9 protein-coding genes are annotated in these 13,061 nt (G+C 36.3%); 3 read left to right on the top strand and 6 right to left on the bottom strand.

Translation table 11 applies throughout. The annotated features are described in order from the left end of the window. The 3 genes from ACILQF_RS04925 to ACILQF_RS04915 all read left to right on the top strand — a co-directional run. On the top strand, positions 1-1,893 hold a 1,893-nt coding region (locus ACILQF_RS04925; protein ID WP_395626302.1), incomplete at its 5' end, for an efflux RND transporter permease subunit. Between the two features lie 42 nt (positions 1,894-1,935). Then, positions 1,936-3,249, top strand: coding sequence for a TolC family protein (locus ACILQF_RS04920; RefSeq protein ID WP_395626301.1), 1,314 nt, complete (start codon positions 1,936-1,938; stop codon positions 3,247-3,249). 222 nt (positions 3,250-3,471) lie between these two features. After that, the gene (locus tag ACILQF_RS04915; RefSeq protein ID WP_395626300.1) at positions 3,472-4,332 is read left to right on the top strand and encodes an N-acetylglucosamine kinase; all 861 of its coding nucleotides are present in this window, start codon (positions 3,472-3,474) and stop codon (positions 4,330-4,332) included. 1,226 nt (positions 4,333-5,558) lie between these two features. On the opposite strand, the gene ACILQF_RS04910 is transcribed toward ACILQF_RS04915, so the two are convergent. From ACILQF_RS04910 to ACILQF_RS04885, 6 genes are all read right to left on the bottom strand, one after another. Then, on the bottom strand, positions 5,559-7,169 hold the full coding sequence (locus tag ACILQF_RS04910; protein WP_395626299.1) for an arylsulfatase: 1,611 nt from the start codon (positions 7,167-7,169) through the stop codon (positions 5,559-5,561). A 33-nt stretch (positions 7,170-7,202) separates the two neighbouring features. Then, entirely contained in the window at positions 7,203-7,886 is a 684-nt protein-coding gene (locus tag ACILQF_RS04905; protein WP_395626298.1) for a GDSL-type esterase/lipase family protein, read from the bottom strand. Then, positions 7,873-9,234, bottom strand: a complete 1,362-nt coding sequence (glpT, locus tag ACILQF_RS04900; protein WP_395626297.1) for a glycerol-3-phosphate transporter — start codon at positions 9,232-9,234, stop codon at positions 7,873-7,875. Before glpT ends, ACILQF_RS04905 begins: the two co-directional genes overlap by 14 nt. Before the next feature lie 6 nt (positions 9,235-9,240). After that, the gene (locus tag ACILQF_RS04895) at positions 9,241-10,143 is read right to left on the bottom strand and encodes a glycerophosphodiester phosphodiesterase family protein (protein WP_395626296.1); all 903 of its coding nucleotides are present in this window, start codon (positions 10,141-10,143) and stop codon (positions 9,241-9,243) included. A 4-nt stretch (positions 10,144-10,147) separates the two neighbouring features. Beyond that, a complete protein-coding gene (locus tag ACILQF_RS04890; RefSeq protein WP_395626295.1) occupies positions 10,148-11,557 on the bottom strand; it encodes a calcineurin-like phosphoesterase C-terminal domain-containing protein in 1,410 nt (469 codons plus the stop codon). A gap of 65 nt (positions 11,558-11,622) precedes the next feature. After that, the coding region (locus ACILQF_RS04885; protein WP_395626294.1) for a SusD/RagB family nutrient-binding outer membrane lipoprotein at positions 11,623-13,061 on the bottom strand (1,439 nt) is incomplete at its 5' end.

Below are 13,061 nucleotides of genomic sequence, written 5' to 3'. Positions count from 1 at the left end.
GCAACTGGATTAGTGGTAGATGATGGAATTGTAGTCACAGAGAATATCTATAAAAAGGTAGAAGAAGGATATAGCCCAATTGAAGCTGCAATTAAAGGCTCCAATGAAATATTTTTTGCCGTTATTTCGATATCCGTTACGCTTGCTGCTGTTTTTCTTCCAGTCATATTTTTGGAGGGATTTGTCGGGCGACTCTTTCGAGAGTTTGGAGTGGTGATTGGTGCAGCCGTTTTAATTTCAGCCTTTGTATCCCTTTCACTAACGCCAATGCTGAATGCCTACATGATGAAGGCCAACAAAAAGAAAAGCAAATTTTACAATTGGTCGGAGCCCTATTTCGAAAATATGACATCCGGTTATTCGGAGTCGCTAAGCAAATTCATGAAGAAAAAATGGTTAGCATTCCCAATTATTGTGTTTTGTGTCGGACTAATTGCATTGTTTTGGAACGTTCTACAAAAAGAAACTGCACCTTACGATGACCGTAGCGGAGTAAACATTCAGGTAAGTGCTCCAGAAGGAGCATCTTATGATTATACCGATAATTTTGTAATCGAATTATCAAAAATGATTGAAGATTCTATCCCTGAAAAGAAAATCAATCTTACCGTAACATCCCCAGGATTTAGTGGCTCAGGAGCAGCAAATACAGGTTTTTTAAGGATAAGACTCAGCGAACCTGAAGAACGTAAACGCAGTCAGGCACAAATTTCTGAAAAACTTACCACCATCACCAAGCAATACAATGAAGGTCGAACCTTTGTGATTCAGCAACCAACTATTTCGGTGAGTAGAAGAGGGGGACTTCCAATTTCATATATTATTCAGGCCCCAAATTTCGAAAAACTTCGCGAAAAACTACCTCTGTTTATGGAGGAAATTAGCAAGGATCCAACCTTTACAATGACTGATGCCAACCTAAAATTCAACAAGCCGGAGATTAACATTTCTATAGATCGTGAGAAATCCAAAAATTTAGGTGTATCTATTTTAGATGTTGCCCAAACCTTGCAATTTGCACTTAGCGGACAAAGATTTGCGTATTTTCAGATGAATGGGAAACAATATCAAGTTATTGGACAGTATGAAAAAATTGACCGCAATGACCCATTAGATTTAACTTCAATATTTGTAAGAAACAATAAAGGAGAGCTTATTCAGCTAGATAATCTTGTGCAGATGGAAGAAACAAGTACCCCACCACAATTGTATCACTATAACAGATTTATGTCGGCAACAGTATCGGCAGGTTTAGCCCCTGGCAAAAGTATTGGCGATGGAATTGATGCCATGGACCGCGCGGCAGATAAAATCTTGGATGATACCTTCTCCACTGATTTAAGTGGTGAGTCGCGAGATTTTAAGGAAAGCTCATCCAATACACTTTTTGCATTTGCCTTGGCTCTTTTATTAGTTTATCTGATTTTAGCTGCACAATTCGAAAGCTTTATTGATCCATTTATCATCATTTTGACCGTCCCAATGGCGGTAGCAGGTGCATTTTTATCCCTATGGTTATTTGGTCAAACATGGAATATATTCAGTCAGATAGGCACCATCATGCTCATAGGGCTGGTCACAAAGAATGGAATTCTTATTGTTGAGTTTGCGAACCAGCTAAAAGAACAGGGAAAGCCTATTTCTGAAGCGATTATTGAGGCTTCTGCAGCACGGTTAAGGCCAATCTTAATGACCAGTTTAGCCATTGCTTTAGGTGCATTACCAATCGCTATGGCCCTTGGAGCAGCAGCAAAGAGTCGTATGAGCATGGGAATCGTAATTATTGGCGGTACCTTATTCTCCTTAGTATTAACTCTTTATGTAATTCCTGCCATTTATTCGATGTGGTCGAGAGTGCATAAAGCAAATCCAGAACTTGATAACAATAATTAACACGTTCAAATAAATCATTAAATGATACCTGTTAAAAAGAATATGAAAAGAAAAGTCTTTACAAAATATCTAGTCCTAATTTTAATCTTTGCAGGAAGTACGCAAGCACAAGAAACATTAAGACTAGAGCAAGCCGTACAGCTGGCGCTTGAAAATAACTTTGACATTAGGCTCACTAAAAATGATGTTGAGCAAGCAAAAAATAACCTCAACCGCGCAAATGCCGGCATGCTCCCTGTAGTTACAGGAAATTTTAGCACCAATAATACCATTTCAAATACCAAACAAACACTTTCAAGTGGAGTATTACAAGAAAGAAATGGGGCAAGAAATTCAAACTTAGCCTATGGCCCAGTATTAAACTGGCAGGTTTTTGATGGCTTTGAGATGTTTGCACGCTATGAAAGACTTAAAGAATTGGAGCAGTTAGGAGAGGCTAATTTAAAATTAACCGTGCAAAACACGCTAACTGATGTAATCAACAATTACTATGACCTTGTTTCGCAACAGCAGCAGGTTAAGGCATTAAATGAAGCACTTAATATTTCACAATTAAGACTCAGAAATTCAAATAATAGGTACAAAATTGGGAAGGCTGCAAAATTAGAGGTTCTTGCTGCATCTGTTGATTTAAATACCGATACAACCAACCTTTTACGCCAATTAGATGTTTACAGAAGCACAAAAATCAGACTTAATGAGTTATTAGCAAGGGGAATAAGTACAGAATTTAAAGTTTCTGACACGATCATCATCGGCAATAACCTTCTTTTAGCAGATTTACAATCCTCTGCATCTCAACTAAATCCAAGTTTGCAATCGGCCCTAATCAACCGACGAATTGCAGAAATAAATCTCAAGCAGGTAAAGGCCAGTAGATATCCCAGTATTAACATCAACTCGGGCTATAACTTTAATAAATCTACATCCGAATTAGGTTTTGCAAGAACATCAACAGGCCGCGGACTAAATTATGGTTTAAGTGCTTCAATTAACCTGTTTAATGGCTATTTGCAGAAGAGAAATGAGAAAAACGCCTCTCTAGAAATAGATAAATCTAAACTCCAATATGATAAATTAAACCAAAATATAATCTCACAGCTCACATCCTTATATCAAACCTACCGAACTAATTTAGAACTGGTTAAACTTGAACAAGAAAATCTAGCCGTAGCAAAGCAAAACATGGATATTACCCTTGAGAAATTCAGGATTGGTAGTGTTGCTCCACTAGAATTTAGAGAGGCACAACGTAATTATATCAATGCGAATGCACGTTTTACCAATTCACAATTTGAGGCTAAGTTAGCTGAAATCTCTCTGCTTCAATTATCAGGAAAGTTAAACCTAGAGTAATTTACAAAAGCCATAAATTTGCTTTAATCCGGAGAATTAGTACTTTTGGAAAGATGGACTGAGTAACTCAATGCCATATTTGCAAGCCAGATAAGGAATTGAGGAGAATTGAATTACATTCTTATAGCTTCCCTAAATCTTTTTGAAAGTCAACAAAAAACCCATAATTTCAAAACCCATTGGGTAACATTGAATATTACACAATTAGGAATATAATACACTATGTTATTAGTTGCAGATAGCGGCTCAAGTAAAGCCGATTGGATATTAACGGGATCTGAAAATGAGAGAATTTCTTTTAGAACAGCAGGAATTAACCCATTTTTTCTTTCCGAAAAAGAGATTATTGAAATTTTTCAGAATACACCTGAAATACAAGAGTATACAGATCAGGTTAAGGAAATTTATTTTTTTGGAGCCGGCTGCTCAAGTCCCGATCGACGAGAATTAATCTCAAATGCGCTATCAAAGATTTTTAAAAATGCCTTTATTAGTGTAGACATCGACCTAATTGCCTGCATTTATGCAACTACAGGAATAGCTAAGGGCATCTGTTGTATTATAGGTACAGGATCAAATATTTCTTATTTTGATGGAGAGAAAATCCACGACAGTAAACATGGATTAGGTTATATTTTAGGCGATGAGGGCTCTGGAACCTACTTTGGCAGGAAACTAATTACCGGATTTTTATATGGCACCATGCCTGAAGAGCTTTCCAAAGAATTTTATATCAAATACAACATTAATAAGGAGACGATTATTAAGCGAATCTATCAAGAACCTGCTCCTAATTTTTACTTGGCCTCATTCGCACCCTTTATGAGCGAGAACTTGAGCCATCCCTACATCATTGAACTAATAGAAAAAGGTTTTGATGAATTTATTGAAACAAACATTAAGTCGTACGCCGATTATAAACTCCAAACCTGCCATTTTGTAGGATCAATAGCTTTTCATTTTTCAGATATTTTAAAACGATTATGTAATGAAAAAGAAATTAAAATTGGTAAAATCCTAAAACATCCGATAGAGGAACTATCTCTGTTTATTTCTAAAAATGGTACTAGAATAATGAGGTAAATGCTTTTTTAGGTTCGGGAATATTTTTTTATTTCGGAGTAATTTCTATAAAGATAGTAGCTTGAAAATCAATTTCCTTTAATTCGAACTCATCCTGTTAAAGCTTTGGTTAAATTTAACAGAAATAAAAATTCTTCTTGGACGCACAAATTGCCTGAGCTAAACTATCTTTTAACGGATTAGAGTTTGAAATCATAAGGGTTTTTTCATCCGATAATAATTGTTTCAATCCATTTTTTATAGTTAAAATATTTCCTTTTGCTATTATTGGTCCAACATTTGATGTGCGTGTATTAAATCAAATCCAAAATTCATTTTGGATTTTCTAACACTATTGTCCGGTTAAAATAAAATTTTTATAAAAAACCCATCTTTATTCAATTCAACATGTTTTTAATTATATAATAAAAAGCAAGCTCCCTTTTGGTTAGAATCGGTTCTTATATTTTCATTGCCTTGAATCTCTTTCTTTTGATTCCAAAAGAAACAAAAGCCCTTTTTTTCCCTCTCCGAAGGAGTCCTTTGGACTTAGGCAGCCAGCGCATACAAACCGCACACAAAAACAAAAAGCCCACGGGCTGCGTTTTACAGAAGGGTAAATCAATGCCCTTCCCCAAACCACAATGCCTTCTTTTGCCTTTTGTTTAACAGCTACTGCGGGCAAAAGCATGACGCCTAAAATCCTGGTACGTTTGACATTAGTTTTTAATAGCATGGGATCTCTCCACTCGTTACATTGATGCTAAACCTCACATTTGTGGCCGAATGTTCGAGATGACGGGGTGGTGGATTGACGTTAGAAGTAAAAAGAATATTAAAAATTAATCTTATTATTTAGCAGAATTCCCTAGCACAGACCCTCCGTTCACGCTTCTTCCGCCTTAGCTTGTGCGGCAGGCAAAGACAAGGCAAAAGCATTAACATTTATACCATCAGATGCAGCGGTGGCATTTATTCGAATTGGTTTATTGTTTTTTTAATAGCTCTCATGGTCTCGGCGGTTGCCTTGGCTTGATTTCTTTTCTGCTGAAGGAAAAGAAAAAAGAATAATAAGGTTTAAGAATTTGATCTTTGATCTTAAAATTAAAATTTCCTCGGACACTACTGATTGTTAGTCTTTGAATAATGATTTTATTTAAAGATTAGCAAGAGTTTTCGAAAAAGAACAATGAATTTCAAAATCCGAACTCATTGTTCCTTTTCATATTTAGTGATCTGTCAGTTATTTATAGATTTCTTTCAAATTGTTTTCTTCTTGAACCTAAGTCGGTACCATTTAATGGAAATACATTGTTTGCATTCGCCCAATTGGTCCACATATTTTCCAGTTCCTTTACCTTTCCAGGATATTTCTTAGCCAAATCCGTTAATTCGGTTTTATCATTTTTTAAATTATAAAGCTCCCATTTACCAACATAAGGTGCTATTTCGGTGCTTTTCGATACCAATTTCCAATCTTGATAGCGGATGGCTCTGTTTGCTTGGTGCTCCCAATAAATTGCGCGCTCAGGCATTTTTTCGCCTTTTAAGACTGAAATAAGGCTTTTCCCGTTAAAAGGATTGATTTTATATCCATTATTCGTTTCAGGATACTTTGCTCCGGCAGCTGCAAGGAAAGTGGGCATCAGGTCAATGATATGTGCAGGTTCATTATCAATTACAGACCCGTTTTTTGCTGTATGTCCTGGCCAGCTAACAATAAATGGGGTATGAATACCACCCTCATGAACCCTAGTTTTATAAAGTCTGAAAGGGGTATTACTCAAGTTGGCCCAGTTGCCACGATAGCTTTCAAAGCTCTCATCTGAGCCCAATTTGTCGATACTTGGATCCATTGTACTTTTATACTCTGCACAGCCTCCATTATCAGACATGAAAACAATCATTGTATTTTGTGTCAGCTTATTTTTGTCGAGTGTTGCTATAATTCTTCCAATACCTTGATCCATACAATCGATTTGCGCAGCGTAGGTTGCCATTCTTTTCACCCAAATTGGCCTTTCACTTTTCGGAATGGAGTTCCATGCAGGAACCGAATCCTCACGATTGCTGAGTTTGAATTTTTTGTCGATTACGCCAAGTTCTAATTGTTTTTTATAGCGCTCATCTCGCAATTCATCCCAGCCTTTTTCATATATTTTCATATACTTTTTAATATCTTCCTCTTTTGCGTGCAAAGGCCAATGTGGCGCAGTATAGGCAACATAAAGAAAGAATGGATTCCTGTCTTTTTTAGCTACATGGTCCTTGATAAATGTGGTTGCCGAATCAGAAATAGCATCTGTATAATAAAAATCTTTTTCTGCCTTTATAAGCTTGTTTCCACTTGTTAACGTTTTCGGAGTAAAAAAGCTACCTGATCCATTTAAAGTTCCAAAATATCTTTCAAACCCTCTTTGTAGTGGCCAGTTTTCTTGTGGGCCATTGGGCTTTATATTTGAACAAACATGCCATTTTCCACACATAAAACTATCGTATCCTGCATGTTTTAAAGCTTCAGCTATGGTAACATTATTTTTATTTAAATCACCTTTATAACCCGGTACTCCTTGGTCAAAACCAGTCATATAACCCATTCCTGCATTGTGTGAATACTGTCCGGTTAAAAGCGATGCTCTAGTGGGGCAACAGCGCCCCGTATTGTAGAATTGTTTTAATCTCACACCCTTTTCTGCTAGACGATCGATATTAGGAGTTTTGATTTCTGAACCATAGCTTCCAATGTCCGAAAAACCCATATCGTCGGCCATTATAAAGATGATATTTGGCTTATCTTGTTGTGCGTTGACTAAAAATGGAATGATTAAAATAAGTGATAGTAGTTTTAGACTTTTCATTTTATTAGGCTTATTTATTAAAAATAATAGATTTTATTTTAGATAGTTTCCCTCACGCAATAATTTAGCCCAAACTTGATATCCTGCGGAAGTAAGATGCAGTCCATCATGTGTCAGTTCTACTTTCATACGTTTATTCTCATCTAAAAAGTGTGGATAAAGGTCAATTACAAAAATCATTTTTTGATCTGCCATTTTCCTAATTGCTTCATTTACAAAAAGGATATGTTCATCTTTCCCATAATGATTTTTAAATTTATCGAAGGTATAGTTTACGGGCATGAGTGTATGAAGATAGATTTTGGTTCCGGGACTTTCTGATCTTATTCTGCTCACAATTTTAGAGTAGTTTTTCAGGATTTGTTGGTCTGGGATATTTCTTGATATATCATTAATTCCGATTAATAGGAATATTTTAGCTGGTTTGGTATCGGTGATGTCTTTTAATCGTTCCAGAATGCCATAGCTTATGTCACCAGATATACCTCTGTTTTTTACATTTGAAGATTCAAGTAATTCGGCCCAATCGGTATTGGCCATGATACTATTTCCGAGGAATATAATATCTTTTGAAGAGCTTTTATATGATTTAAACTGCTCTGCTTTAATCGTAAATGTTGCCGGCCGGAAGGTGCTATCCCACACAGCTTTCTGAGCATAAGCAGATAAGCTTGAGCTAATTAAAGCTAACAGTATTACTAATTTAATAGGTTTCATTGTGCTCCTTTTGTAAGCGAAGATTAACAATTTCGCGATTCCATGTAAATGCTGTAAATATGATTGAAAGAATGCAGGCAAGTACAATTACAATAAAGCCACCATCCCATCCCCAATGATCAACAACAAAGCCCATAGCGATATTTGCGAATAATGCTCCTCCAAGATAACCGAATAGGCCGGTTAGGCCTGCAGCAGTTCCTGCAGCTTTTTTGGGGACAAGATCAAGTGCCTGTACCCCAATGAGCATCACGGGACCATAGATTAGGAATCCAATAGCAACTAAGGCTAGGTTATCAATCCATAAATTTCCAGCAGGATTTTGCCAGTAAACGATAACCGCTATTAGTACCAATACCATGTAAATAATAATTGCAGGTGCACGTCTTCCTTTAAAGATTTTATCGCTTACCCATCCACATAAAAGTGTACCCGGAATACCAGCATATTCATAGGCAAAATAAGCCCATCCTGTTTCTTTAACGCTAAATCCTTTAACTTCTTCCAGATAGGTTGGCGACCAGTCCAAAATGCCATATCTAACCAAATAAACAAATGCATTTGCAATGGCTATATACCATAGTAAGCGGTTATTGAATACATAATTGAAGAAGATATCTTTAGCACTAAATTCTTTTTCATGTGTTGCAGAATAATTTAAAGGGTAATCATTTCTATACTCTTCAATAGGAGGTAATCCACATGATTGTGGGGTATCTCTAATCAAAAGGTAGGATATTAATGCAATAAAAATTGCGACCATACCTGGGAAGTAAAGCTTGCTTTCCCAGTCAGAGAACAAGGCAATTGCAATAATCGCTGCCGGACCTATCAGTCCGCCACCAACATTATGGGCGATATTCCATACCGACATTTTTCTACCTCGTTCCTTTGTGGAAAACCAATGAACCATTACCCGTCCGCATGCCGGCCATCCCATGCCCTGAAACCATCCATTTATGAATAACAAAATGAACATCAGTGTAATAGAGGAGGTTGCAAAAGGAACTAGCCCCATAAATATCATTGTGAATGCTGAAAGTGCCAAACCAATAGGCAGAAAATTTCTTGCATTACTACGGTCAGATAGATTACCCATCAAGAATTTACTTAGTCCGTAGGCAATTGATACACCCGATAGCGCAAACCCTAATTGGGTTTTTGTATATCCCTGATCAATCAGGTCGGGCATAACTAGTGAGAAGTTTTTTCGCACCAGATAATATCCTGCATATCCAATAAATATCCCTAAAAATACCTGGAGTCTTAGTTTTTTGTATTCCGGATCTCTTCGATCTAAAGGAATTTCTTGTTTATGCTCGGCAGGACGAAATATATTGTAATTCATTGATTATTAGTTTATTAATAGGTTGGGGTAGTCTGAAATAATTCCATCAACACCCATGGATTTTAATTTATTTATTTCTGCTTTTGTATTTACGGTCCACACAATAACTTTCATGCCTTGATCTTTGCATTTTTTCAAATATTCAGGAGTAATAAGCTTGTAATTGGGGCTGATAATAAAGGGTTTAAAGCCTAATATTTGCATATTTTCTTCTAAGGTTTTCTTGTTTTCTATTAAGAATGAGGTTTTTATTTTAGGATATTTTTTATTGATTACTTGCAATGTTCTTACGTCAAATGATTGAATAACAACATAGGGCATGATATTTTTGCTTTCCAGAACTTCAACGAGTAGGTCAACGAATTTCTCCGGGTTGGGGTGAAGAATATTATCGCCATCGGCAGAGCTTTTTGTTTCAATATTATAAAATACCTGCTTTTTCCCATTTATTTTGATGTGGTTCTGAACTGAGTCAATTAGTTCATCTAGGAGAGGGATATATGTTTTTAGCTTTTTTTGCTCAGGAAATTTTTTGTTGATTTTTGAACCAGCATCATATTTTTTTATACTTGAATAGTCCATTTGATAAAATGCATATTTTTTATCTTCCGATTCCGGTATTTCTTGTCCGCTAGGATCGAGTATAAAGCTTGGATTCACATAATGGTCATGAGATAAAAAAACTTGTCCATCTTTACTGATATGCGTATCCATTTCAAGTGTCGTTACCCCAAGATCAACTGCTAATTTCATTGCTGGAATGGTGTTTTCAGGCATTAGACCACGACCACCACGATGTGCTTCTGTTGAAAATACTGGAAAAGAAACCGTCTGATTAATTAAACTAGCGGTTTTGCATCCTCCTAATAAAATCAGTACAAAACCCAATAGTATACTTTCTTTTCTCATAATTTTAAAAATTTGCTGATGCTTCATATTTTGTCCCAAAGCGATCTGTTGCTATAACTTTAACATGGTTAATTTCTGGGCCAAATTGGCTTGCAAACATATGCATATTTAGTTTTGGTTCTGCAAAACCACGGCTAGCGGGTAGATCTTTGCCTTTATATAGCTTTACTGCTAAGGGGTCGTATGCTTTTTGATTTTCTAGCAATCCCATATATTTATTGTCAAGAAAATATTCAACTTTCCATTGAGGATCCCAATTCCATACATTGGCAATAAATTGCTTTTTGTTATTTATATTATCTAAGTTGAGGCTTATTTGGTGTGAAGAATTGAATCCTGTTGATTTATAATGCCATTTAAGTTCTGTGCCATCAACCTCATATATTCCATATCCTCTAGGTGCCCCATCTTCACAGATTGGGCCTGTCCACCATGCGCCACAAACAGTACCATGTGTATGCTCATAAACACCATTTTTTTCAGTATTGGTATTGTTATGGGTGTGCCCCGACATGATATGAACATTTTTAAACTCGCTGAGTATCGCGTAAAGTTCAGTATTGTTCTTTACAGAATTATGTACAGGAATATGAAGTGAAACGATAATTAAACTGTCTTTAGAAACATTTAAAAGATCGTTTTTAATCCAGTTTAATTGTTCTTTAGAAATGTAACCATCGTATTGCCGGTCTTTGCCTAAGTATCTTACATCATCAAGTATGATATAATGGGCTTTTCCACGATTAAATGAATAGTAAGTTGGACCATAAAACTCTTTAAATGTTTGATCAGATGTTTCATCGCCACCTCTGTTGTAATTCATATCGTGGTTCCCTAGAACTTGGTGAAAAGGAATGCCCATTTGGCTAACAGCTTCATTATAGTCCTTGAAAAAACTCAAATCATCCCATACTAAGTCGCCAACCGATATACCATGAATTAGTGTTCCTTTTGGTATGCTTGCAAGGTATTGCTTAACATCAGGAACTGATGTAGCCATCATTTGAGCCACATCATTTTTGTTCTTTACTTGAGGGTCTGCCCAAATAATAAACTGATGTTTTGAATCATTTTTGGAAAGTTTTTTCAAGTTAAAATCATAGGTTTTTCTTGATTCCAACTTGTGGTACGATGTTGCCAAATTGTTTTTTGTCAAAAAATCATATCCTGCAGGAGTACTTATAAAAACAAATGTTGCGTCTGGATGAGCAGTAAAAGAGTAATTGCCATCATAATCTGTCAGCGTAATCGTATAACCGTCTGTAACTGCAACACCTAGTAAACCTTTATTCCCATTCTTAACATAACCAGTAATTTTTTCTCTTCTTTTTAGTTTAAATGGATAAGCATCAAAACTTAGTGCAAGCCATCCCGTTAAGAGTCCAAGTTTGGTAACAAATAATCTTCTGTTCATAAAAAAACAATATACAATAAAGGATACCTTTTGGGTATCCTTTATTGATTAATTTATATTTTAAATTATTTTTCCCACCATACTTTGGTGTTGATATCATCTCCACCCATATTTGCAACCGCTTTAAGATAGTTTGCATTATTATTAGTTACAACGGTAGTAGGATACCTAAACCTAACTGGCATAATTTGATTGTTAAGTTGTCCTGCTCCCTTTGGCAATACCGGGAATCCTGTTCTACGGTACTCAAACCACTGTTGGTAATCATTGAAGAATAATGCGTAATATTTTTGAAGCATTATTCTTTCTAATGTTCCATTGTAGGCGGCTTTGGCGTTTAAAAAATAATTTGCTGGCAGAACTGCTCCCCACTGTTCAACAGAAGCTTTAACACCATTTTGATAAAAAGTTGCTGCTGACCCGGTAATTTTTCCCTTTTGGGCTAATTCAGCTTTAATAAATTCAAGCTCTGCATAACTCATTATTACGGAAGTCATGGGTGCTGTTGCCAGTGCTACAAGAAAGTTAGATGGAAGGTATTTGAACTGTGATTCTGGTCCGTTGTACCCACTTGGAATGCCTTTGTAACCAATATTAGTTTTTCCATCTGAAGTACGAGCTTCTGAGTTCCATTTGGCAAGGCGTGGATCAACAAAATCATTTAAATTATCGATAAAAAACCCTCCAGAAGCTCTAAATGTGGTAAAGTCAATCGCTCTTCCCCAAGGTGAAACATTTGGAACAACGCCGGTAATTTTAAGAATAGCCGCATCTGCATTACTTGTAAATACAGGGTTTGTTGTTGGATTTCCAATTATTTCAGCCATTTTCCCAAAGGCATCAATTTCTGTTCTTTTTGAAACACGTAATAATAAACGCAAGCGTAATGAGTTGGTGAATTTTCTCCAGTTGCTTACATTATTAGCATAGAGGATATCAGTGCCAAATATCATTGGTTTGCCAGTATTGTAAAGAGTATTGGCTTTTTCAAGATCAGCAATTATAGTTTTGTAAATTTCTTCTTGCGTGTCAAAAACTGGCTGATAAACACCTTGATCTCCTTGTACAGCTTCGCTTTTTGGAACATCACCAAAAGAATCACTTAGTAAAGAATATAGCCATGCGTTTAAGGTGAGTGCTATTGCTTCGTAATTGGGGTCTTGCGACGCAATTGACGCTGCACGCATTTCTTTAACATTGTTTATCCAGCGGTAATAGGTATTCCAGGTAGAGTTTCCTGCTGATTCTGTGATATCATATCTGTGAACTCCACCTGAAACACTTGGAAATGGCAATGCAACCTGCATAATATCGAAGGTGAATGCATCCGCTCGCGAGGTGTTAAAGCTGCTAACAGAATAAATAATGGGGTTTAGCAGTGTTCCGGGACTAATCTTCTCAATCTTGTTCGGGTCGGTATTGACTTCTTGGAAGTCTTTGGTACATGCAAAGCTTAGTGAAGCGAGCAGCACAACAGAAAATATATTTTTAAAATTCTTCATTT

This window comes from Daejeonella sp., from assembly GCF_044232565.1.
In the GTDB taxonomy this organism is placed as follows: Bacteria; Bacteroidota; Bacteroidia; order Sphingobacteriales; family Sphingobacteriaceae; genus Daejeonella.
Note: the sequence above shows the minus strand (reverse complement) of the source record. Positions and strands in the feature narration are given on the sequence as shown.

Excerpts from the sequence above, each read along its gene's own strand:
- ACILQF_RS04920 (WP_395626301.1), top strand. The coding sequence starts at position 1,936 with ATGAAAAGAAAAGTCTTTACAAAATATCTAGTCCTAATTTTAATCTTT.
- ACILQF_RS04915 (WP_395626300.1), top strand. The coding sequence starts at position 3,472 with ATGTTATTAGTTGCAGATAGCGGCTCAAGTAAAGCCGATTGGATATTA.
- ACILQF_RS04910 (WP_395626299.1), bottom strand. The coding sequence starts at position 7,169 with ATGAAAAGTCTAAAACTACTATCACTTATTTTAATCATTCCATTTTTA.
- ACILQF_RS04905 (WP_395626298.1), bottom strand. The coding sequence starts at position 7,886 with ATGAAACCTATTAAATTAGTAATACTGTTAGCTTTAATTAGCTCAAGC.
- glpT (WP_395626297.1), bottom strand. The coding sequence starts at position 9,234 with ATGAATTACAATATATTTCGTCCTGCCGAGCATAAACAAGAAATTCCT.
- ACILQF_RS04895 (WP_395626296.1), bottom strand. The coding sequence starts at position 10,143 with ATGAGAAAAGAAAGTATACTATTGGGTTTTGTACTGATTTTATTAGGA.
- ACILQF_RS04890 (WP_395626295.1), bottom strand. The coding sequence starts at position 11,557 with ATGAACAGAAGATTATTTGTTACCAAACTTGGACTCTTAACGGGATGG.